This is a genomic window from Aeromonas sp. 61P (assembly GCF_051919545.1).
Taxonomy (GTDB): Bacteria; Pseudomonadota; Gammaproteobacteria; order Enterobacterales; family Aeromonadaceae; genus Aeromonas; species Aeromonas veronii.
This window is the reverse complement of sequence record NZ_JBQBEL010000001.1, coordinates 242,962-263,871: the sequence shown is the minus strand read 5'-3', so window position 1 is coordinate 263,871 and position 20,910 is coordinate 242,962. Positions and strand designations below refer to the sequence as shown.

Genomic DNA, 20,910 nt, shown 5'->3' with positions numbered 1-20,910 from the left:
GAAGTGGCGAGTGTAGCGAAAATCGGCGGCGGGATCACGGCCGGTTCAGCGATGGGGGCGTGCCGGTTGAGCTATTTGTGTCCCTCGTAAGGAGTCATCTCCAGGGTTTCATCATGGATGGTCAGGCGGGTAGGGCCTCGGGTGATGGTAACCTTGCGTTTGAAGCTGGCCATCTCGACCTCGATGCCGGAGTAGAGGTGCTGGGTGGCAATGACCTCCATCTGAGCCATCAAGTTTCGCAGCTCCTCCTGGTTGGCGGTGAGCTGCTCATCGAGCTGGGTCAGTTCGGCCAGCTGATGGTCCCGGATCGGTTTGAGCTTGCGCAGGGTATCCGGATTGCGCTTGTCGCCGGGCAGTTGCAGCAACTTCATGACCAGCTCCTTGATTTTCTCCAGCTGTGCCTGACACGCCTGCTGGCGCAGCTTGAGCTGGTGTTCCTGCTCCTTGTGGGTGAAGTAGCCGCCAAGGATCTGCAGCCGGGTATGGTTGGCGGCCTCGGCCCCCAGGCTGGGAGCCATGATCAGGCGATTGGCAATGCTGGTCCCCCCCAGCAGAGTGCCTTTGCGCATGTTACTGTCACCTACCTTGATATCTTGTCCGCTGCGGGAGTAACAGTGGCTGAGCTGGCTCTGGATCTGGATATCCCCCCCGCTTCCAGCTGGGCATACTGGGCGTAGCTGGCGTGGATTTCCCCTTGTGCATTGAGTTGGCAAAGGTACTCCCCCTGCTCGTTGCGGCGGCCAATGATGCCGTGGCGTACCGTGATGCTGCCCCCCGCCTCGATCCAGCCTCCTTCGATAAAGCCGCCAATCACGATGTCACCGCTGACCCGGATCTTCATACCCGGGTTGACGTCGCCGCTGACGATTAAGCCCCCTTCAAAATCAATATGGCCGTGGCGGGCATCCACCTGTTTGACGCTGAGCACCTCGTCCACCTTCATGCCCGCTTTCTCCTGACAGGGCAGGCCAGCCCGACCGGCAATCAGCAGGTCGGGATCGTCGGGGGAGATGAAGGTGCCCTCGCCAGCGCTCATCGGACTGTCTTTGCCATCCTTGGCGGGCAGGTCCTGACCGGTCACGGTAAAACCGGGTACCCCGACGGTGGCCGGATGACGGCGCATCAGCGGAGCGCCTGCCTTGACGGTGACGATGGAGCCGAGATCCCGCAGGTCGACCTTGCCATGACCCAGCTCCTGCGGTTTGAGGATCCGTTCGGCCGGGGTCTCCACCAGCCGCTCATAGCGAGTGTCCTGACCATTGACGGCAGGCTGGCCGTTGGCAATCACCAGCTTGAGCTGACTGCCGGGGGCGGCTTCCTTGGCTGACTGGATGGCTGCGGTGAGCAGTTGCTCACTCACCCCCTGTTTGATTTCGCTGATGGCGATCGCCTCTTGCAGCTGTTCCAGCGTCACATACTTGCCACCCCAGTCGGCAGTGATCTGGGCGATGGCGCTCATGCGATCCTTCTCCACTATTACGGCGAGTCGGGCATCCTGACGCTTGCCGACAGGGATGGGGTTGGCGGGGACGGGGGCGGCAGGGTTGGTGAGCAGGGTATTAAGCAGGCTGATAGCCTGTTTGATCCCCTCGGGCAGCGGCTGATAGCGGCGACAGTTGGAAGCGAGCAGCAGAGCCTGCACATCCTGTTCCGTGACAGGTTTGGTGAGACCGGCGGCAATCCGCAGGCAGACCAGTTCCATATCGCTTGATAGCAGCAACCACTCTTTGCTTAACACCGCATCTCCTTGCTGGATGAGAACGGAACGATCGGCTCGCTCCTCTACTGTCATTTAATCTCTCAATGATTAATAAAGCGAGTCGCCATCCCTGAGAGTGGGCAGTATTCAGATATTTCCTCTGAATGGTCAATGAATTGAAGTCAAATCGGTGATGGCGGCCGGATAAATATGGGTGCTGTTTGGCAATGGCGTGAAAAGGCGGATCGCAGCGCCAGCAACATAGGGTCGCTGGCAGGGGCGGTGGTTATCAGCTGCGCTGGGCTGTTCTGGCCAAGGTGAGGTAATCGCCGAGCACCGGCTCACCCAGCATATGGCGGCGCAGCATGTCGAGGGCGGCAAAGGCGAGGATCTTGCGGCGGCTCTCCGGGTTGGGGTGGCGGACCTTGACCGTCTGACCGATGTGCATGCCATCGGCGCTGAGCAGCAGTGGCACCCCCTCTGGCCCTTTTCGCCCTATGGTCAGTTGCAGGCCCGCATCGGTTGTCGGCAGTTGCGCCAGCTCATCGGCCAGTTGCGTGCTGAAGTTGGCCTCCAGCCGGGGATGGCCGTGACAAAGCGCCAGCAGAGCGCCGCCACTCTCTCCCTCCAGCAGAGCCAGCGGTTTGCCTTGCAGCAGCGCGAGGATCTGCTGCGCCGGTTCCGTATCTCCGCTGCCAACCAGCCAGGGGCGGATCGTATCCAGCAGTCGGCGCTCGGCACTCTCCATATCAGCGGCACTGGCGCCGTGGCCGATCAGTTTCAGCTCGATGAGGGGCATGGAGGAGCGGTAACCCAGCTCAATACCAGCTGGCCAGGGGTAGGCATCCAGCATATCGCTGAGTGCCGACTCCGAGACGCCGAAGGTGTAAAAGCGACGTAGCTCGGTATCGATCTGTGCCCCGGCCAGCTGTTTGAGGCGCGGCAGAATTTGCTCGCGCACCATCTGTTTGAACTCGAACGGCACGCCCGGGGTGAAGAAGAGCTGGCTCTGGCCACTTCGCACCACAAAGCCGCAGGCGGTGCCAACCGGGTTGTCGAGGATTTCGCACCCCTGTGGCAGCCATGCCTGTTTGGCATTGCTTTGTGCCATGGGGCGGCCACGGCTGGCGTAGCGGGCCGTGATGGTAGCAAGCCAGTCGGGGAAGAGGGTGAGCGGCTGGTCAAAGGCCTCGGCGGCGGCCTGAGCGGTGAGATCGTCGGCAGTGGGCCCGAGCCCGCCACACACCAGCACCACCTCGGTGCGGCTGGCACTCTCTTGCAGCACCGTTTTCAGGTCGGCGAGGTTGTCACCCACCGTCAGGCGACGGCGCACCTGCCACCCCTGTTCCAGCAGCAGAGCGCTGAGCCAGGCCGCGTTGGTATCCACCACCAGACCCGTCACTATTTCGTCTCCGGTACTGATGATCTCGATACGCATGGCAGGCTCCTTGGATTAAACGGGTGGCAATGGTTGGCCTCGGGCCAACACAATCAGGCTTTGTTGTGCTCGAAGTAGTAGCTGATCCGGGTACGCGGATTGAGGTACTCGAACACGGCGGGTGGCAGCCGTTTGGGGTGGATCACCTTGGCGATGGAGAGTTCGGCCTGCTGCAGATCGATAATGGCCGCTTCCTGACGGGGGATGCGCGGATCGTAGACCAGCACCGAGGGGTAGAGCAGGCGGGAAGCGTTGACCGACATTACCAGCCCCACCTGACCATTGGAGAGCTGCACCACGCTGCCGGGGGGATAGATCCCCATCAACCGGATCAGCATGCTGAGGTACTCCGGATTGAACTGCGCCTTGCGCTGCTTGTAGAGGCCGCTCAGGGCCGAGTAGGGCACCTTGGCCTGCATGTGGCAGAGGTTATCGTACTCGTTGATCAGCGACACCATCTGGGTCAGCGGATCGAGCTGGCCACCCTTGAGCCCTTCCGGCCCGCTGCCATCGAGATATTCGTGGTGATGGAGCACGATCCCCTTCGCCTCGGCCGGGAAATCCTTGGCCAGATTGAGCAGATCCAGCCCGTAGCGCGGGTGCTGGGCCATCAGGTTCTGCTCAGGCTTGGTCAGCGGCTCGGTCTTGCGCAGGATCTGGCTCGGGATCTTCAGCTTGCCAATATCGTGGAACAGCGCCCCCATGCCGACCTGACGGATCTCGTCGGCCGTCATGCAGCACTCCTTGGCCAGCAGCATGCTGAGCACGCTGACGTTGAGGGAGTGGAAGTAGAGGTTGTTGCCATCCTCGCTGTCGGAGACCAGATGAAGCACCATCTCGTCAACCGAGAGCAGCTGCTCGGTCATGGCGTTGACCAGTTCCTGCGCCTCGCCGATGGCGTTGAGGGGGCGGGACTGGATCTTGCTCATCACGCTGCGCACCTGCGCCAGCGACTGCTGGAACTGCTTCTCGCACTGCTGCAGGTTGCGGCGATAGAGTTGCAACTGCTCGATGCGGCGATCCTTCTCCTGCTGCATCTGGGCCTGGCGCTGGGCGGCGTCTGCGCTCTCTTGTTGCTGAGGCTGTACCTGATTGAGGGGCTTGGGCGGAACGTCGCTCTTGTCGGGAATGATGGTGACCAGTTTCAGGCCGAGACGGCGGATCAGCTCGATCTCTTCTTCACTTTTGATCTTGAAGCTGGAAAACAGGAACGGGTGTTCGCGCCACCCCAGTGGCAGGGATACATAGTTGCCGACTTGCAGTCGATCTACGGAAATCTTGATACCGGTCATTATCTTGGAAGCAGGAGACACACTGAGCCGTATGCTAGTCAAAGGCGGGGGTGAATACAAAAGGTATCTGATGACAGGGCTGGAGCTTTATTATAGGCTTCTGGATGTCCAGACATATTTACCGATGCAGTACAGGGAGTAAGCATGCCGATCAAGATCCCGGATCAGTTACCCGCCGCCGAAGTGCTGGGGCAGGAGAACATCTTCGTGATGACGGAATCCCGGGCCGTCACCCAGAACATCCGCCCGCTGCGGGTGCTCATCCTCAACCTGATGCCAAAGAAGATTGAGACCGAGATCCAGCTGATGCGGATGCTCTCCAACTCGCCGCTGCAGGTGGATGTGGATCTGCTGCGCATCGATGACAGGGAGTCAAAGAACACGCCGCAGGCCCATCTGGAGAACTTCTATCACGACTTCGAGCAGGTGCGTGGCAACAACTACGACGGCATGATCATCACAGGGGCGCCGCTCGGGCTGGTGGAGTTCGAGGAGGTGGTCTACTGGCCGCGCATCGTCGAGATCATCGAGTGGTCCCATCAGCATGTTACCTCCACCCTGTTCCTCTGCTGGGCGGTGCAGGCGGCGCTGAAAGCCTTGTATGGCATGGAGAAGCAGACCCACGGCGAGAAGCTCTCCGGGGTTTACCGCCACCATCGCCTCGATGAGCACGAGCCGTTGCTGCGCGGTTTCGATGACGAGTTTGTCGCGCCCCACTCCCGCTATGCGGCCTTTGATGGCGATCTGATCCGTGCCCAGACCGACTTGCAGATTTTTGCCGAGTCAGAAGAGGCGGGAGTCTATCTGGCGGCGACCAAGGATTGTCGTCAGGTGTTTGTCACCGGGCACCCGGAGTACGATGCCCTGACGCTGGACGGGGAGTATCAGCGGGATCTGGCGGCAGGGCTCGACCCGGCCATTCCGGTCAACTACTACCCGAATAACGATCCGGGCAAGACCCCGCGCGCCAGCTGGCGCAGCCACGGTCATCTGCTGTTTGCCAACTGGCTCAACTACTACGTCTATCAGCTCACCAGCTATCGGGTGGAAGATATAGGCAAGGTCTTTACCTACGACCAGGGAGGCAAGTAGTCAGTCGCCCAGCGCCAGCCGCTCGGCCAGCTGGTCGAGCCATTGGCGGTGGCAGGCCAGGGTAAACGCCTTGGGTCTGTGGGCCTTGATGGCGGCCATCGCCTCTTGCTGTGGCTGGCCGAGGGTCATCAGCAGCGCGGCGGCGACCAGACCGGTACGACCGCTGCCCCCTTTGCAGTGGATGACCAGATGTTTGCCATCCCCCAGCAGCTCGCGCAGCTGCGGCAGCGCCTGTTGCCAGGCCGTCTCGAAGTCGGTGTCGGGGGCCAGATCATCCTCGATAGGCAGATGGAACCAGCGCATCCCTTCGTGTTCGACCTGCTGGCCGAGCTGCGCCAGTTCGAGTCGGATCAACTCGGCGCTCGTCATCAGGGTCACCACCCCGTGGGCACCGGCCAGCCGCAGTTGATCGAGCGCCAGGGTCAGCGGCACCTGCTGGGTGCCGGGGCAGGGTGTCAGCAGCAGCTGACCGTCGACACGGGGAACCTCAAGGCTCCAGAAGGGGTGATACGGGTGCATGGCGGATCCTCGCGTGGTGGCCGCAGGGCTGCGACCGGTGAATGGCGCCAAGGATAGGCGGGGCAGGGGGGATGTCAATGGCCGTTGTGTTTGCCCCGGTTTACGGGCAGAGTCTAAAAAATTGAGCGGTTCAAGGAGTTAAGATGAGAAACCTGGATCAACTGGATTTGGATATCCTGGCCCATCTGTTTCGGGATGCGGGCATGACCAACAAGGATCTGGCCGCGCTGGTCGGTGTTGCCCCCTCCACCTGTCTGGAGCGGGTGCGCAAGCTGCAGCAGGATGGCGTGCTCAAGGGAGCGCACTGCGAAGTGGATTATCAGGCCCTCGGTGGCCACATTCAGGCCATGGTCTCCCTGCAGTTGGCCCGCCACAGCCGCCAGATCATCGATGCCTTCCGCGATGCCATTCTGGCGCTGCCCGAAGTGATCAGTCTGTTCCACATGGGGGGCAAGGATGATTTTCTGGTGCACCTCTGTGTTTCCGATACCGAGCACCTGCGCAACTTCGTCTTCGATCACTTCACCTCCCGCGAGGAGGTGGTGCACCTCGAAACCTCGCTGGTGTTCGAGCACAAGTTCAGCCGCTCCCTGCCCTGCTTTCCCCAGCCATAACGGTCTGTGGGCCGACGGTATGGATAGATGGAAAAAACCGCCAGCTGGCGGTTTTTTCCATTCTGCTATCGGCTGAATCAGCACAGTTGGCTCAATTGGCGGCGGTGCGTTCATCCTTGGCCGTCTGATAGAGACTCTTCTGATAGGCCATGCTGCCCCACAGGGCAAGACCAAGCGCATCCTCCTTCAAGGCGTCCGGCTGCGCCGCCAGGGTCAGCTTCTCGCTGGCATTGTCGTAGACATAGCCCTCTGCCGCCCGCTCCGGTTGCAGGATCACCACATCCTTGCCGCGCATCAGGGCAAAGTTCTTGTCGTACTGCATGATGGCGCGCCCCGGCCAGTCGGCGGGCATACGGGTCAGATCCTTGCCGAGCATGGGGTAGTCGGCACTGATCCCCATCAGGGAGAGCAGGGTCGGCGCCATGTCGATCTGGCTGACGATGCGCGGATCCTTTCTCGGCGCAATACCGTCGCCCACGATAACCCCCGGAATATGGAAGCGGGGAATGGGCACCAGACTGGCGCCACCGACCCGGCTATCGTGGTCGGCGATGACCAGAAACAGGGTATCCTTCCAGTATTCGGACTGTTTAGCCTTCTTGAAGAACTCGCCGATGGCGTAATCCGCATACTTGGCCGCGTTGTTGCGGGTCTGCTTGGGTTGCTCGAACAGTTCGATGCGGTTGTCCGGGAACTCGAACGGATCGTGGTTGCTGGAGCTGAACACCAGACTGAAGAAGGGTTTACCCTCCTTGTGCAGCGCTTTGAAGGTCTCGTCGGCCTTGGCCATCAGATCCTCGTCGGAAGCTCCCCAGGAGCCCTTGAACACCGGATTGTCGAAATCCTTCTGTTCGACGATGGTGGTGAAGCCGTTGCCGAGGAAGAAACTGCGCATGTTGTCGAAGTGACTCTCGCCGCCATAAATAAAGCTGGTGTCGTAACCCCGCTGCTTAAGCAGATCAGCGATGGTGAAGAAGTTGGTCTGGCTCTTGCCGAGTTTGACCACCGACTGTGCCGGGGTTGGAGTGAAGCCGGTCAGTACCGCCTCGATACCACGCACCGAGCGGGTGCCGGTGGCGTAGAGCTGCTCGAAGGCCCAGCCCTGCTGCGACAGGGCATCGATGTTGGGGGTGAGCGGCAGACCGCCGAGGGAGCCGACAAACTGGGCACCCAGACTCTCCTGCAGCAGGATCACCAGATTCTTCGGTTTACCCTGGAAGCTCGCCTGGTTGAAGGTCTGGCTGGGCAGCAGATCGGAGTTGAAATCACTGGCCGGACGGCCACTCTCCTTGCGCATGACCTCGAGCACCTTCTGCTCCGTCATCTCGCCGTAAAACTGGCCGGCATCCTCCTCGGCGCCCATCTGTTTGATGGCAAAGAAGAGGGAGTAGGCGGAGTTGACGGTGAGCGAGTTGACCAGCGGATCCTCGGCAAAGGCGACCATGGCCGGGTTCAGGGCGCGGTGGCCGAGACTGGAGCGGGCACCGAGAAAACCTATGGCCAGAATGAGCAGGGCGAAGGCCGGACGCAGATACCAGCGGGGGAAGCTGAGGCCACGTACCAGACGGCCGCTCAGCCACCAACCGCCGGTCAGCACGGCGCCACTGAAGAGTACCGCCAGCAGCAGCTCGGCTTTGCGCCCCGCCCACAGCATGGCGAACACCTCTTTCGGATAGATGAGGTACTCCACATAGAGGCGGTTGGGGCGCACGCCATACTCGGTGACAAACGAAGGGGTGGAGATCTCGAGGAACAGCATCAGCCAGAGTCCGACGGTCAGCCAGACGCGCATCAGTTGCAGCCAGCCCCGGCCGATGGCATGGGAGCCTGCCAGCAGCAGAGTGAGCATGGCGGGGACACCCCAGACCCAGCAGAGGGTCGCAAAGTCGACCCGGATCCCTTGCAGCAGCATCTCCTGCCAACCGGCCACGGCATCCACCCGTTCCAGTTGCCAGAGACCGAGGGCGATTCGGCTGAAAGAGAGAGAGAAAAGCGCGAGCGCGCAGAAGATGGCGAAGGGCCAGAACGGGCCGAGTCGCTGTTTTAGATCTGTCATTTTTGTTCCTGAATGAGACTGTAAGCGCCTGTCCACAGACGTTTTTTACTTGTTGTGAGGTTATGACAGATCGAACTGGTTAAGGTTGCATTCAATTTTGTTAAAAGCCGGAATTAACACATTTATCATCTAAAAATGTGATGTCGCGCGCTTAATGAGCACAGCATAACCTGCTGGGTAAAATGTGAGCCACAGCGCGTATGGATGGGGGATGGGTGTTTATAATTGCCGCGAATTATCTCAATCGGAGCCGAAGGGATGCCGGTCTTTATCGATGTCGAGTATGTGCGGGGATGGCGCCTGTTTCTGGTGTTATCGGATGGCACCACGGGTGTGCTGGATCTGACCCCCTGGCGAACCCAGCCGCTGTTTGCAAAGCTGGAGAGCGAGCGTCATTGCGCCCGGGTCTTCATCAACCGTCACCACCAGCTGGAGTGGCCTGTTGGCTGCACGCTATCCGCCCATGAGGTCTATCACCTCATCTCTCCCATCGATGAGCGGGAAGCCTTCAGCTAATCCCCATTTTTTGTGAGCCAACGCCAGATTCCTGTTGCTGGAACGTTTGCCCGTTTGCCTTTCTGAGCCAACTTGGGTAAAACCTGCGCAACATTTTGCCAACTTGCCTTCGCTTCATCTGACAGAGGCTTGCCGCTTTCGCGCCGCAGGCCTTTTTTGCGGCCAGATGGCAAACCTTTCCCTTGCTGAAAGGTTTGGTTGGTTGAATGAAAATAACAAAACAAACAAATACATAAGGAAAATGTATGGCTTGTCATATGCGCACCCCCCTTGCCCTGCTGGTGGGCGGGCTCGCCTGTCACGGCGCTGCCGGTCAGGAGTCGGTTCAACAGCTGGATCCCATGGTGGTGGTGGCAACCCGCCCCGCCAGCACACTTGAAGTGACGCTGGATCCCAAGAAGCCCGGTTCCCCCATGCCCGCTGCCGACGGCGCCGGTTATCTGAAGAATGTCACCGGCATGAGCATGGTGCGCAAAGGGGGGCTCGGTGGCGACCCTGTGCTGCGGGGGATGGGGATGTCCCGTCTCAACGTGCAGATGGATGGCGGCATGCTGGCCGGTGGGTGTGGCGGCCGGATGGACCCGCCCACTGCCTATGTGTTCCCCCAATCCTTTGACCGGATCCGGGTGCTGAAGGGGCCGCAATCCCTCGAGCTGGGTGCTACCTTGGCGGGAACCGTGCTGTTCGAGCGGGACAGGCCGGAGTTCACCGCACCGGGCCTCAAGGCCGATGCCTCGGCCCTCTATGGCAGCTTCGGCCGCGATGACCAGATGGCGGATATGACGGCGGGTTCGACCGATGGCTATCTGCGCGGTCAGTTCACCCACTCCGATAGCGACGATTACCGCGATGGTCACGGCAACGAGGTGCGATCTTTCTATCGCCGCGAGAACGGCACCACCCAGTTGGGCTGGACGCCGGGGGTGCACACCTGGCTGGAGCTCACCGCCGAGCGCAGCAATGCCCGCGCCGCCTATGCGGATCGCACCATGGATGGCCCCATGTTTGATCGCGAATCCTTCGGGCTGAAGCTCAAGCAGGAGCAGATCACCACTCACTGGCAGCGCAGCGAGCTGACCCTGTGGGACAACTACATCGACCACATCATGGACAACTTCAGCCTGCGGCAAAACAGCGGCATGAAGATGCTCTCCAACCCGGATCGCCGCAACACCGGCGGGCGCTGGGCCAACGATATCGCCTTGCCAGCCGAATGGCTGCTGACCGCCGGGCTCGACAGCAACCGGGATCAGCACCGCAGTCGGAGTGGGGTCGACTATGCCACCAAGGATCGTCAGCGCACCCTGCGTTTCGAGCAGCAGGGCGGATTCGCCGAACTGGGTCGTCAGCAGGGGGCTCACAGCTACAAGGGCGGTTATCGTCAGGATAGGGTAGAGACCACCCGCTATGGCGCCGGTGAACAGACCCTCTACAGCGATACCCTGAGTCTTAACAGCGGGTTTGGCCGCTACGAATATCAGTGGTCGCCCCGCTGGTCCAGCTATCTGGCCTGGGGGCAGGCGGAGCGGGCGCCGGACTACTGGGAGCGCAGCAAGGACAGCACCCCGTTTACCCTCAACCCGGAGCGCAGCCGTCAGTGGGATGCGGGGCTGGCTTTGCGCAGCCGCGAGCTGGACCTGACCCTCTCCCTCTTTAGCGCCGACATCAAGGACTACCTGCTCTACAACAGCAAGTCGAACAAGGTGCGCAATATCGATGCCCAGACCCGGGGTGGCGAGCTGGAGGGGCGCTGGCAGTTTGCCGAGCAGTGGCGTCTCGATGGTGGTCTGGCGGTGGTCTACGGCGAAAACCAGAGCGACAACAAACCGCTGGCCCAGATGCCACCGCTCGATGGCAAACTGGCGCTGGGCTGGCAGCCGGACGAAGCGCTGAGTTTCACCCTGCTGGGGCGCGCCGTGGCGGCGCAGGATCGGGTGGATGTGGGCTCCGGCACGGTCGCCGGTCAGGATCAGGGCGAGACCCCGGGCTTCTTCACCATGAACCTGAGCGGCGCCTGGCAGTTTGCCAAGGGGTGGCAACTCTCGGCCGGGGTAGACAACCTGTTCGACACCTTCTACTACGAGCACCTCTCCAAGTCGGTCCACAGCAGTCAGGCCGGGCTGGGCTACGAGCAGAGCGGCCGCATCCCCGAGCCGGGTCGTTCCTACTGGCTCTCGCTCAACTACCGCTTTGCCTCGGCCGGTGTGCTCTAACCAGTTGAGTCAGATAACGTTTTCAGTCACAGACACCGCTGTGTGAGCATCGCTATCATGGTGAAAAACAGGCGTATCAGACGCCTGCTCTCACAGCGGGAACATAACAATGAAACAGGGAACGTTACGCTATGGCGGCCTGCTCGGGGCCGCCCTGTTACTTGCGGCTTGCGGCGGCAGCGGTAGTTCAGGTGGGGAGAGCGCTCCCCCCGTCGTCAATCCGCCGGTCACCCACCCTCCGGTCGCCACGGCCAGTCGTGCCTGCTATGGCGACGATCAACCCGCCTGCAACCTGCGCATCTATCAGGTGATGGTGGAGTCGTTTGCCGATGGTGACGGCAGTGCCAACTACGGCGTCGGCTATGGCCCCTCCCAGCACAACGGCGATCTGCAGGGGATCATCGACAGTCTCGACCACATCAAGAGTCTCAACGTCAACGCTATCTGGCTCACCCCGGTGTTCGACTCCTGCGCGGGGCAAGGCGGCGATAACAAGCTCGATGCCACCGGCTACTTCGCCTGCGACTTTTTCACCGTGGATCCCAACTTTGGCAGCAATGCCAAGCTCAAACAGCTGGTGGATGGGGCGCACCAGCGCGGCCTCTATGTCTTCCTCGACGGGGTGTTTGGCCACGTCAACAAGGTGGGGGTGAGCAAGCCCTCGCCAGAGGGGCGTCTGCCAGCCCTCACTAGCGGCGGTGCGGGTTATCCCGGCCAGCTGGTGGATTACAGCAAGCCGGAGAGCCTCGCCTACTTCAAGGAGGTGGCCCGCTATTGGGTCGAGCAGTACGGCATCGACGGCTGGCGCCTCGATCAGGCCTATCAGCTTGGGCTGGATGATTGGCGCGCCATTCGCAGCGAGGTGGAGCAGGCCAGCGCAACGCGCAAGGCGGCAGGGCAGCAGTGGGGCACCCTCGGCTACATGGTGGGCGAGGTGTGGAAGGGGGCTGACGACATTCGCGCCCAGGCTTACGGCAGCAGCGACAATCCGGCGCTCTCCTCGGCCTTTGACTTCCCGTTGCGCTACGGCATCCTGCAGGCACTGGCGGTGGAGGAGTCCGGCAAGGGCGGCCAGGGTGCCAGCGTGCTCGATGCCAGCTGGAACAAAGTGGAGAACTACCCGAATCATGCCATGCCGAACCTGATGCTGGGCAACCACGATCTGGTGCGTTTTGGTGATCTGCTGGAGCGCGGCAACTTCAAGTCGACCGAGTACTGGCAGCGCCACAAGGCAGCCTTCAGCTTTATGGCGGCCCGCTCCGGCCCCATCACCTTCTACTATGGCGAGGAGTTTGGCGACGAGGTGCCGGGCTTTGCCGCCAAGGTTGGTGGTGACTGCGCAGCGCAGGGCTTGTGCGACGATCATGTGGCCCGCAGCGATGGCAAGGTGCCCGCTGTCACCGGTTTTGTGCCAAGTAGCGAACAGGCCGAGCTGAAAGAGTGGCTGGCCCAGTTGCTGGCGATGCGTGCCGCGCACCCCGCTCTCTATCAGGGAGAGCGAGTCAAACTGGTGGCCGATGGCAGCCTCTATGGCGACATCAAACAGACGGCTGGCGAGCAGATAGTCTACCTGCTCAACCTCTCCACCACGGCGCTCAGCTACAACCTGCCGACGGGCAAACTGCGCAGCGGCAGTGCGCTGGTGGATCTGCAAAGTGGCGAGAGTCTGGCTATCGGCGGCAGCAGCGTAACGGTGGAGATACCGCCCTTGAGCGGGCGTTTCCTGCGTCTGCAATAAGTCAGCCACAGCACGCTTTAATATGAGAGAGGGCCCCATCGCGGGGCCCTCTCTGTCATTGTGGGCGACAAAGTCATGGCGGGGTTATGCGGTGCTCTGGCCCCGGTTTTCCAGCCGCTGGCGGAAGGCGCGGGCCAGTCGCTCGTAGAGATCCTGCGCCTCCTTGTCTTCGATATCGCCGCGGATCCAGGGGTTGTCGACGATCTCCAGCAGCACGCAGTCGCGGCCCTGCTGGCGCAAATCGAGCCCGTAGAGGCCATTACCGAGTTGATGCACGGCGCGGCGGGCGGTCTGCAGCACCCGCTCCGGCACCTCGTTAAGCGGCAGCGCCTCGATGCGGCTCATGTCGAGGGGGTGCTTGCGGCGGCGAATGCGGTTGCCGGGTTCGGGCCGGTAGCGGCGGCAGGCGAACAGCGGCGAGCCGTCGAGAAAGCCGATGCGCCAGTCGAACTCGGCGGGGATCCGGCTCTGCACCAAGAGCAGGGCGGAGCGGCCCAGCCCCTCGTCCAGCAGGCGGGCCAGCTGTTGCTCGTCGCTGGCCATGGCGAGATCGCGCCCCTGTGCCCCGTCGGGCACCTTCACCATCAGCGGCAGGCCGAGCCGTTGCACCAGCTCGTCCACATGGTGGCGGCCGCGGCGGGTCACCACCATGGTGGGCGGCATGGGCACGCCGCTGCGCACCATCAGCTCGTAGAGATAGAGCTTGTTGCTGCAGGCGAGGATGGCGCGGGAGCTGTCGATCACCGGCATCTTGAGCTGCTCGGCACGGTGGGCAAATTCGAAGGTGTAGTGGCCGACTGCGGTTTCGGCACGCAGCCAGAGGGTGTCGAACTCCGGCAGCCGCTCTATGGCCGACGGTGGCAGGATCTCGGCCCGGATGCCTTGAGCGGCAGCAGCACGGATAAAGCGCTCCAGCGCCAGCCCGTCACTGCTGGCTCGGCCGTCATCGGGATCCACCAGAATGGCGAGCTGGTAGAGCGGCGCCGCCTGCTCCTCGTCACCGGTCCCCACCAGTGCCTGAGCGTGGTGCAGCATCAACTCTTTTTCACTTGGGCTCAGCTCCAGCGGCGACAGGCTCTGCTGCTGGCGCACGGACCAGCCGTGGCGGCCGCGCTTGAGGGTCAGCTCCTGCAGCGGCAGCTGGCTCAGGCCATAGTAATAACGCGCCAGCCCCGCCAGCTCGCTCTGTTCACACTGGCCGAAGATGGCGCGTACCCGGATCCGATCTTCGCTCTGCTGGGCCAGCCACCCCTGTGCCTTGCGCCACAGCTTGGCCGGTGGCTGCTGGGGTTGCAGTCGGCTGATGGCCTGCAGACCCGGCAGGCAGTGGTGGCCGCGGGCCTGGGCCAGCAGCGAGCAGTAGTAGCCTGCGCTCAGGTGCTCCAGATTGCGGCAGAGGTTGATGATGCGGGGTCGGCCGCCGGTGGTCGGCACGCCATGTTGCAGATAGGTGCGGGCGGTCAGCAGATAATCGGCATGGCAAGGCCAGTCGCCCAGCTCTTCGACGATGACATAGGTACTCATATTTTCGGCTCCACAGATCAGACTGCCTGAACAGGCAGGATCCCCAGTGGGCTTCGATGCACCGACAAGCACGACAATGGCGCGAGGGGAAACAAGAGGTTACAGTGCCTAATATGACGCCTTGGTAACTTGTGATACAAGTCGCATTTTTGGTGCTGAGGATAAATAACTGAACAAGGACTCCCCGTGTTGACCGTACGTGCGGCCCGAACCGATGATCTGGGCGCCATCGTTAATCTGGAACGCTACTGTTTTCCCCCCGAAGTCGCCTTTGGCCGCAGCCGCTGGCACTATCTGCTGGCCCACGCCAAGGGGCGTACCCTGTTACTGCTGGACGAGAAACATCAGCTGATGGGCTATCTCTGCCTGCTTGAGCACAGAGGCTGGGATCGGCTGGTCATTCAGGCGCTGGCCATCCGCTGGACGGTGCGTCGTCTGGGCTGGGCCCGCCGTCTGCTGGAGCAGGTGATCCACGAGGGCAAGGCCGCTGGCTGGGGGGCGATTCGCCTCGAAGTGGGGGACGCCAACGAAGAGGCGCTGGCGCTCTATCAGGGATTGGGATTTCGTCCCCAGCAGCGGCTGGCGGACTACTATGGCCGCGACCAGCACGCCCACCGGCTGGTGCTGCCGCTGGTGAGCGACGAGGAGCGTGAGCGGCGCAGAGTGGCTCGCACTCTGGCGCGCAAGCCCTCTGCGCAGGCCAACTGACCGTATTGAACAAGCAACATCGAGGAGCAGGATGAGCTGCGACAACTGTCTTGCCACCGCCATCAGGGCCAAGCTGGGGCGCTGCCCGGTCTGTGCCATCCAGACCTTCGCCATCGGCCTGGTCGGCTGGCTGGTTTGGTGGTGGTGCGGCGCCGATACCTCGGTCAACGCCCTCACCGGCCTGCTGTTTGCGCTGGGTGGCTCGGGCCTGCTGCTGCTCCATCTGGTGGTATTTGTCTGGCGCAAGGCGACCGGACGTGAACTGAGCGATGAATGAATCTTAATAGATTCAAACAGATAAATAACAATATCGGTGTAGATATGGAGGTTCAGATGATTGCAATGGTAACGGGCGCCTCGTCCGGTTTTGGTGAAGCCATCAGCCGCCAGCTGGTGCAGGCGGGCTACAAGGTGATCGGTACCGGTCGCCGTGCCGAGCGGCTGGCTGCGCTGGCCGACGAGCTGGGCGAGCAGTTTCTGCCGCTGGCGTTCGATGTGCAGGACAAGGCGGCCACCCGCGCCGCCATCGCCGCTCTGCCAGCCGAGTGGAGCGAGGTGGATCTGCTGGTCAACAACGCCGGTCTGGCGCTGGGGCTGGAGCCGGCCCATAAGGCGGATCTGGAAGATTGGGAGCAGATGATCGCCACCAACATCAGCGGTCTGACCCTGCTCACCCGCCTGCTGCTGCCGGGCATGGTGGCGCGCAATCGCGGCCACGTCATCAACATCGGCTCCATCGCCGGTACCTATCCCTATCCGGGCGGCAACGTCTACGGCGCCACCAAGGCGTTCGTGAAGCAGTTCAGCCTCAACCTGCGCGCCGATCTGGCGGGCACCGCCATCCGCGTCACCAACGTGGAGCCGGGCCTGTGCGGCGGTACCGAGTTCTCCAACGTGCGCTTCCACGGTGACGACGCCAAGGCGGCCTCCGTCTATCAGGGGGTGGAGGCGATCCAGCCGGAAGATATCGCCAATACCGTGCTCTGGGTGAGCCAGCAACCGGCCCACGTCAACATCAACAGCATCGAGATCATGCCTGTGGCGCAGACCTTCGGCCCGCTCAATATCAGCCGTCGCTGATCGCTGCATTGGTTGAAACAAAGAGGCTCCCGTGGGAGCCTCTTTGCGTTGGCGAGCCGGTCACAGGCTCATGATCTTCTTGAACTCCTCCGGCGAATACTTCTTCTCGCTGCGCTTGGTCAGATCCGTCATCAGCTTGTAGCGCAGCGTTTTGGCCATCTGATAGGTCTGCTCCAATTGGCCATAGGAGTAGTCGGCGGCCAGCCCGATGGTGGTAGCCTTGTCGTTGGCATAGGCCTGCTTAAGGCTCTTGTCGAGCAGCGCCACCTCCTTGTAGAGCTTGGTGCTCTCCTTACTCCAGACGTTTCGCAGCAGCGGCAGGTACTTGTCCGGATCGGCGCTGGCCAGCGCGGTCAGGCTGCGGAACTGCCAGTAGGCGGAATCATCGGAGTAGCTGTCGCTGCCGGTGCGATAGGGCAGGGGATAGTTTTCCAGGGTGTTGTAGAGCGGCACCATGACCGATTCAGCCAGCACGCCATAGCTCTGCCAGATGAGCCCCTGCAGCTCTTTGGGCATCTCCTTGCGCAACTGGATGACGTGGGATTCCAGCTGGCGATCGACGCGGATCGGCCGCTCCGCCTTGCCCGCCAGCGGCGTACCGTCATAGGTGGCGCTCAGCACCCTGGCTACGTCCGGCACGGCGATGGGGGCATCCGGTTTCATAAAGAGCGGATATTGCGCCTGCCGGGTCGCCTGTTTGTGGGAGGCGGTCAGCATTTTCTGGCCGAGCCACTCCCGATCCACGTTATACGGGTCAGCGATGACCCCGAACGCCTTGGCGAAGTTGAAATCCTTCGGATCGGCGTTATCCAGCAGTTTGTGCTCGCGCACGAACTCCAGCAGCTTGGGCGAGTGCAGCACATCGGTGCTGTCGAGATTGACGCCGTGGATGCGCAGGCCGTTGGCCACCATGGCGTAGCTGTCGTCCGGCACCCGCACCGCGATCCAGTGGTGGCCAGAGCCGATCTCCATCAGCCAGGCCTCGTTCACATCCGCCAGATAGAGGCTGTTGCCCTCACCGGCGCCATATTGATCCACATAGCGGCCGAGCAGCTCGACCCCCTCTTTGGCCGTCCTGGCCTGCGGCAGGATCAGGGTCGGGATGATGGCTTCAATCACTCCCTTCTCGATCAGCGGATCGGCTTTCCGGGCCTTGTCGTTGACCTCGGCACTGGTGGTGGCCGAGATGGCGACGTTGAACTCGTTGATGCCGCGCTCCTCATAATATTTGCCTGCCGGATCGCTGGTGGTGGCATCCCAGTCGTGGATGGCGGAGTAGGCGAAAAATGCCTTGGGCATCGGCACTTCCAGCCCGTTGCCCAGTTTCCAGAGTTTGCCCTCATTTTGCTGCGCGGGCCGGAAGGCGAGGTACTTGTTCCAGTTGTTGACGCCAAAATCCTCGTTTCTGGCGATCATCACGCTGCCATCGGCACTGGCCCCCTTGCCGACGATAAGACCGGTACAGGCGTCGGCACTGGTGCCAAGCAGGGTGAGCAGGGTGGCGGAGAGAAGACTCAAGGTGTGTTTTTTCATAGTTATGCCCGAAAGGTTGCGGTGAGTGAGAGTCAGACGAGGGGATGAGGTGTGGGGAGGCCGCAACTCCGAACTGGCAGCGGAGTGCGCTCGGCAGATTGGTCTGCCTGTTATTGGTTTTACGAACAGATCATCCATGACACGGCTGGCTGGTTGTGATGTGCGCCAAAATTGTATGCCTCGCTGGTTGTTTGTTTTGTGATCGAGCTGCGGTTCCTGACTTTTCTCTGGCGTCGTGGCGCGTGGACGGCGAAATGTGCCAAAACAGTGTGAACTGGCAGCAGATGAGTCATGATTCTGACGCCAGTTTGCGTGGGGGACGTGGTGAGATCCGCCATATCTCTGGATCTCGCACTATCTGACAAGTTGGCCTGTAACTTGCTGGTTTAATTGATAATGGTGGGGCATGACGCCCCATGTGACCGGATCAGCCTGTGCCCATTGCCGCAGATGCGCACTGAATTGGAGCCCCCATGGATATCAAACCCTACAGCCAGCAGCTTGCCCAGAGCGCCTCCAACAACCGCGCCCTCGCTACCCTCAACAGTGCCAGTAGCGGCGGTCAGGGCGGTGGCTGGGAGGAGATGGTCAGCCTCTCCACCCAGCGCCTGACCGGCCAGGCCCAGCAGGTGCTGACCTACGAACATCTGGCCAAGAACAACAAGTTGCCACCGGCGCTGGATATGAGCTCCGACAAGGGGGGCGTGGTACAGCAGCTGGTGGACAAGGCGCTTGGTTTCGATCGCAAGAAGTTCAACGAGATCGAAGAGAAGCTCAAGACCATCGCCGATAACAAGAAGCTGACGCCGGAAGAGCGGGCGGAGCAGAGCAAGCCGCTCAACGAGCAACGAGAGGCGATGCTCAAGGAGGCGATGGATCGCCTGACCGGCAAGAAGAGCTCATCCACAGATGAGGCCAAAACTGCCTGAGCCTGCCGTTGTTCTGAGATCTACCCGGTCGGCACCGATGGGCCAGTGTCGACCGCCGATGGGCAAGCTTCTGCCACCTCTTTTGACCTCACCTCCCCACAGGCGCACAATGTCCGCGCATTGAGCCAGTCGAGGAGTCCGCCGTGTACAACTTCCAATATGCCAATCCGACCCGTATCTGTTTCGGCGAGGGGCAGATCGCCAGCCTGCCCGAACTGATCCCGCCCGGCAGCCGGCTGCTGGTGCTCTACGGCGGTGGCAGCATCAAGCAAAACGGCGTCTATGAGCAGCTGACCCGGGCGCTGGAAGGGGTGACGTGGCAGGAGTTTTCCGGCATCGGCGCCAACCCCAGATTCGAGCTGTTGATGGAGGCGGTGGCGCAGGTGAAGCGCGATCGCATCGACTTCTTGCTGGCGGTCGGCGGTGGCTCGGTAGTGGATGGCACCAAGTTTGTCGCGGCGGCCGCCTGCTACGAGGGGGATGATCCCTGGGATATCTGCGGCAAGCAGGCGAGTGTGCACAAGGCGCTGCCGATGGGCTGTGTGCTGACCCTGCCAGCCACCGGTTCCGAGAGCAATCCCACCTCGGTGGTGAGCCGGGGGGATGTGAAGATCTCCTTCAGAAGCCCGCTGGTGCAGCCGCAATTTGCGGTGCTCGACCCGACCACCACCTACAGCCTGCCGCCGCGCCAGACCGGTAACGGAGTGGTGGATGCCTTCGTCCATATTGCCGAGCAGTACCTCACCTTTCCGGTGGGAGGCGAGGTACAGGATCGGCTGGCGGAAGGTTTGCTGCAGGTGCTGGTGGAGAACGGCCCCAGGGCGCTGGCGGAGCCGACCAACTATCAGGTGCGGGCCAATCTGATGTGGGCGGCCAGTTTGGCGCTCAACGGCCTTATCGGTTGCGGAGTGCCGCAGGATTGGGCCTCTCACGCCATCGGCCATCAGCTGACGGCGCTCTATGGGCTGGATCACGGCCAGAGCTTGGCGGTGGTGCTCCCTTCGCTGCTGCGTGAGCGGGCGAGCCAGAAGCAGGACAAGCTGGCCCAGTTTGCCGAGCGGGTGTGGCATTCGACCCGCGAGGACAAGGCCCTGCGCATCGAGGAGGCGATCATCCGCACCGAGCAATTCTTCCAGAAGATGGGACTGGGGACCCGGCTTGCCGACTATGGCCTCAGCGAAAGCTGCATTCCGGCGGTCTGCTCCAACCTCAAGCGGGTGGGGCGCACCGCGCTCGGTGAGCAGCAGGATATCGACCCGGATCGGGTGGCACGCATTCTCGCCCGCGCGCTATAAGCCGGCGCCGGTTTGTGTCCCTGGCTGATTCATTTTCCCAATTAAAGAGGGCCGCTTGTTGCGGCCCTCTTGCATGAGGGTTAGCCGATCACTCGGTGCGCGCCTTCAGATAACCGGCGTAATCCGGGATCTGCACGCTGAACGCTTGCCGCATATGGGGGCTGTCCATGATGAAGTCGGCGGTCGCTTCGTTGGTGGCGACCGGGATGTTCCAGACCGCCGCAAGGCGCAGCAGCGCCTTCACGTCCGGATCGTGCGGCACCGCATTGAGGGGATCCCAGAAGAAGATCAGCACATCGATCTTCCCTTCGGCGATCAGGGCGCCGAGCTGCTGGTCGCCCCCCATGGGGCCGGAGAAGAGGCAGGTGATGGGCAGTTGCGCCTGCTTGCCGAGCATGGTGCCGGTGGTGCCGGTCGCATAGAGATGGTGGAGCTTGAGCTCCTCCTTGCGGCGCATCACCCAGTTCAGCAGAGGGGTCTTCATGTTGTCGTGAGCCACCAGTGCCACCCGTTTGTGGGGCGCCATCTCGCGTGCAATCTGTTCCATGGAAATCGTCCGTAGCATTGTTATTGGAAGAGAGCCGTATCCTAATCGAAAGCCATGACAGATGCTGTGTCGGGCGTATTAACTGTGATCCTGTCGAAAAGTTTTCGGGTCATGCGA

General features: G+C 61.7%; 18 protein-coding genes and 1 pseudogene. 10 read left to right on the top strand and 9 right to left on the bottom strand.

Annotation, left to right across the window (positions count from 1 at the left end; all coding sequences use genetic code 11):
- Positions 1-71: 71 nt before the first annotated feature.
- From ACTG2O_RS01310 to ACTG2O_RS01300, 3 genes and pseudogenes are all read right to left on the bottom strand, one after another.
- Positions 72-1,738: pseudogene (locus ACTG2O_RS01310) on the bottom strand (DUF342 domain-containing protein).
- 250 nt (positions 1,739-1,988) lie between these two features.
- Positions 1,989-3,137 carry a competence/damage-inducible protein A gene (locus ACTG2O_RS01305; RefSeq protein WP_439975245.1) on the bottom strand — a complete coding sequence of 383 codons (1,149 nt, stop codon included), beginning with the start codon at positions 3,135-3,137 and terminating at the stop codon, positions 1,989-1,991.
- Between the two features lie 53 nt (positions 3,138-3,190).
- Positions 3,191-4,429, bottom strand: coding sequence for an HD-GYP domain-containing protein (locus ACTG2O_RS01300; protein WP_005336014.1), 1,239 nt, complete (start codon positions 4,427-4,429; stop codon positions 3,191-3,193).
- A 144-nt stretch (positions 4,430-4,573) separates the two neighbouring features.
- Between ACTG2O_RS01300 and metA the strand changes: the two genes are divergently transcribed.
- On the top strand, positions 4,574-5,521 hold the full coding sequence (gene metA, locus ACTG2O_RS01295; RefSeq protein WP_019446225.1) for a homoserine O-acetyltransferase MetA: 948 nt from the start codon (positions 4,574-4,576) through the stop codon (positions 5,519-5,521).
- On the opposite strand, the gene ACTG2O_RS01290 is transcribed toward metA, so the two are convergent.
- Positions 5,522-6,040, bottom strand: coding sequence for a cyclin-dependent kinase inhibitor 3 family protein (locus tag ACTG2O_RS01290; RefSeq protein ID WP_042081901.1), 519 nt, complete (start codon positions 6,038-6,040; stop codon positions 5,522-5,524).
- A 143-nt stretch (positions 6,041-6,183) separates the two neighbouring features.
- Here ACTG2O_RS01290 and ACTG2O_RS01285 point away from each other — a divergent pair, with 143 nt between their 5' ends.
- Positions 6,184-6,654 (top strand): Lrp/AsnC family transcriptional regulator, encoded by a 471-nt coding sequence (locus ACTG2O_RS01285; RefSeq protein ID WP_005336001.1) that lies wholly within the window; start codon positions 6,184-6,186, stop codon positions 6,652-6,654.
- A 91-nt stretch (positions 6,655-6,745) separates the two neighbouring features.
- Here ACTG2O_RS01285 and ACTG2O_RS01280 read toward each other — a convergent pair whose 3' ends face one another.
- The gene (locus tag ACTG2O_RS01280) at positions 6,746-8,710 is read right to left on the bottom strand and encodes an LTA synthase family protein (RefSeq protein WP_279459840.1); all 1,965 of its coding nucleotides are present in this window, start codon (positions 8,708-8,710) and stop codon (positions 6,746-6,748) included.
- A 258-nt stretch (positions 8,711-8,968) separates the two neighbouring features.
- Here ACTG2O_RS01280 and ACTG2O_RS01275 point away from each other — a divergent pair, with 258 nt between their 5' ends.
- Positions 8,969-9,226 (top strand): DUF2442 domain-containing protein, encoded by a 258-nt coding sequence (locus ACTG2O_RS01275; protein WP_005335997.1) that lies wholly within the window; start codon positions 8,969-8,971, stop codon positions 9,224-9,226.
- On the opposite strand, the gene ACTG2O_RS01270 is transcribed toward ACTG2O_RS01275, so the two are convergent.
- Positions 9,223-9,483: a hypothetical protein gene (locus tag ACTG2O_RS01270; RefSeq protein WP_439975244.1), complete on the bottom strand. Its 261-nt coding sequence runs from the start codon at positions 9,481-9,483 to the stop codon at positions 9,223-9,225. The genes ACTG2O_RS01275 and ACTG2O_RS01270 overlap by 4 nt on opposite strands.
- On the opposite strand from ACTG2O_RS01270, the gene ACTG2O_RS01265 reads away from it, so the two are divergent.
- Both ACTG2O_RS01265 and ACTG2O_RS01260 read left to right on the top strand, forming a co-directional pair.
- Complete coding sequence (locus ACTG2O_RS01265) at positions 9,472-11,439, top strand: TonB-dependent copper receptor (protein WP_439975243.1); 1,968 nt, start codon at positions 9,472-9,474, stop codon at positions 11,437-11,439. The two genes, ACTG2O_RS01270 and ACTG2O_RS01265, sit on opposite strands and share 12 nt — an antisense overlap.
- Positions 11,440-11,548: 109 nt before the next feature.
- Entirely contained in the window at positions 11,549-13,177 is a 1,629-nt protein-coding gene (locus ACTG2O_RS01260; protein WP_439975242.1) for an alpha-amylase family glycosyl hydrolase, read from the top strand.
- A gap of 84 nt (positions 13,178-13,261) precedes the next feature.
- Here ACTG2O_RS01260 and ACTG2O_RS01255 read toward each other — a convergent pair whose 3' ends face one another.
- Positions 13,262-14,701, bottom strand: a complete 1,440-nt coding sequence (locus tag ACTG2O_RS01255; protein WP_005335988.1) for a RimK family alpha-L-glutamate ligase — start codon at positions 14,699-14,701, stop codon at positions 13,262-13,264.
- 186 nt (positions 14,702-14,887) lie between these two features.
- Here ACTG2O_RS01255 and ACTG2O_RS01250 point away from each other — a divergent pair, with 186 nt between their 5' ends.
- From ACTG2O_RS01250 to ACTG2O_RS01240, 3 genes are read left to right on the top strand one after another with little or no spacing between them, the layout of a single operon-like run.
- Entirely contained in the window at positions 14,888-15,409 is a 522-nt protein-coding gene (locus tag ACTG2O_RS01250) for an N-acetyltransferase family protein (RefSeq protein WP_439975241.1), read from the top strand.
- 31 nt (positions 15,410-15,440) lie between these two features.
- The gene (locus ACTG2O_RS01245; RefSeq protein ID WP_107682847.1) at positions 15,441-15,686 is read left to right on the top strand and encodes a DUF3624 domain-containing protein; all 246 of its coding nucleotides are present in this window, start codon (positions 15,441-15,443) and stop codon (positions 15,684-15,686) included.
- Positions 15,687-15,742: 56 nt separating this feature from the next.
- Complete coding sequence (locus tag ACTG2O_RS01240) at positions 15,743-16,489, top strand: SDR family oxidoreductase (protein WP_088868389.1); 747 nt, start codon at positions 15,743-15,745, stop codon at positions 16,487-16,489.
- Between the two features lie 60 nt (positions 16,490-16,549).
- Here ACTG2O_RS01240 and ACTG2O_RS01235 read toward each other — a convergent pair whose 3' ends face one another.
- Positions 16,550-18,022, bottom strand: a complete 1,473-nt coding sequence (locus ACTG2O_RS01235; RefSeq protein ID WP_439975240.1) for a C69 family dipeptidase — start codon at positions 18,020-18,022, stop codon at positions 16,550-16,552.
- A 473-nt stretch (positions 18,023-18,495) separates the two neighbouring features.
- Between ACTG2O_RS01235 and ACTG2O_RS01230 the strand changes: the two genes are divergently transcribed.
- Both ACTG2O_RS01230 and ACTG2O_RS01225 read left to right on the top strand, forming a co-directional pair.
- Positions 18,496-18,951 carry a hypothetical protein gene (locus ACTG2O_RS01230; RefSeq protein ID WP_439975239.1) on the top strand — a complete coding sequence of 152 codons (456 nt, stop codon included), beginning with the start codon at positions 18,496-18,498 and terminating at the stop codon, positions 18,949-18,951.
- Between the two features lie 143 nt (positions 18,952-19,094).
- Positions 19,095-20,246, top strand: a complete 1,152-nt coding sequence (locus tag ACTG2O_RS01225) for an iron-containing alcohol dehydrogenase (protein WP_439975238.1) — start codon at positions 19,095-19,097, stop codon at positions 20,244-20,246.
- Positions 20,247-20,334: 88 nt separating this feature from the next.
- On the opposite strand, the gene ACTG2O_RS01220 is transcribed toward ACTG2O_RS01225, so the two are convergent.
- Positions 20,335-20,793 carry a methylglyoxal synthase gene (locus ACTG2O_RS01220; RefSeq protein WP_005354960.1) on the bottom strand — a complete coding sequence of 153 codons (459 nt, stop codon included), beginning with the start codon at positions 20,791-20,793 and terminating at the stop codon, positions 20,335-20,337.
- Positions 20,794-20,910: the final 117 nt, after the last annotated feature.

What these genes read in the sequence shown, in the direction of transcription:
- ACTG2O_RS01305 (WP_439975245.1), bottom strand. Translation starts at nt 3,137, where the DNA reads ATGCGTATCGAGATCATCAGTACCGGAGACGAAATAGTGACGGGTCTG.
- ACTG2O_RS01300 (WP_005336014.1), bottom strand. Translation starts at nt 4,429, where the DNA reads ATGACCGGTATCAAGATTTCCGTAGATCGACTGCAAGTCGGCAACTAT.
- metA (WP_019446225.1), top strand. Translation starts at nt 4,574, where the DNA reads ATGCCGATCAAGATCCCGGATCAGTTACCCGCCGCCGAAGTGCTGGGG.
- ACTG2O_RS01290 (WP_042081901.1), bottom strand. Translation starts at nt 6,040, where the DNA reads ATGCACCCGTATCACCCCTTCTGGAGCCTTGAGGTTCCCCGTGTCGAC.
- ACTG2O_RS01285 (WP_005336001.1), top strand. Translation starts at nt 6,184, where the DNA reads ATGAGAAACCTGGATCAACTGGATTTGGATATCCTGGCCCATCTGTTT.
- ACTG2O_RS01280 (WP_279459840.1), bottom strand. Translation starts at nt 8,710, where the DNA reads ATGACAGATCTAAAACAGCGACTCGGCCCGTTCTGGCCCTTCGCCATC.
- ACTG2O_RS01275 (WP_005335997.1), top strand. Translation starts at nt 8,969, where the DNA reads ATGCCGGTCTTTATCGATGTCGAGTATGTGCGGGGATGGCGCCTGTTT.
- ACTG2O_RS01265 (WP_439975243.1), top strand. Translation starts at nt 9,472, where the DNA reads ATGGCTTGTCATATGCGCACCCCCCTTGCCCTGCTGGTGGGCGGGCTC.
- ACTG2O_RS01270 (WP_439975244.1), bottom strand. Translation starts at nt 9,483, where the DNA reads ATGACAAGCCATACATTTTCCTTATGTATTTGTTTGTTTTGTTATTTT.
- ACTG2O_RS01260 (WP_439975242.1), top strand. Translation starts at nt 11,549, where the DNA reads ATGAAACAGGGAACGTTACGCTATGGCGGCCTGCTCGGGGCCGCCCTG.
- ACTG2O_RS01255 (WP_005335988.1), bottom strand. Translation starts at nt 14,701, where the DNA reads ATGAGTACCTATGTCATCGTCGAAGAGCTGGGCGACTGGCCTTGCCAT.
- ACTG2O_RS01245 (WP_107682847.1), top strand. Translation starts at nt 15,441, where the DNA reads ATGAGCTGCGACAACTGTCTTGCCACCGCCATCAGGGCCAAGCTGGGG.
- ACTG2O_RS01240 (WP_088868389.1), top strand. Translation starts at nt 15,743, where the DNA reads ATGATTGCAATGGTAACGGGCGCCTCGTCCGGTTTTGGTGAAGCCATC.
- ACTG2O_RS01235 (WP_439975240.1), bottom strand. Translation starts at nt 18,022, where the DNA reads ATGAAAAAACACACCTTGAGTCTTCTCTCCGCCACCCTGCTCACCCTG.
- ACTG2O_RS01230 (WP_439975239.1), top strand. Translation starts at nt 18,496, where the DNA reads ATGGATATCAAACCCTACAGCCAGCAGCTTGCCCAGAGCGCCTCCAAC.
- ACTG2O_RS01220 (WP_005354960.1), bottom strand. Translation starts at nt 20,793, where the DNA reads ATGGAACAGATTGCACGCGAGATGGCGCCCCACAAACGGGTGGCACTG.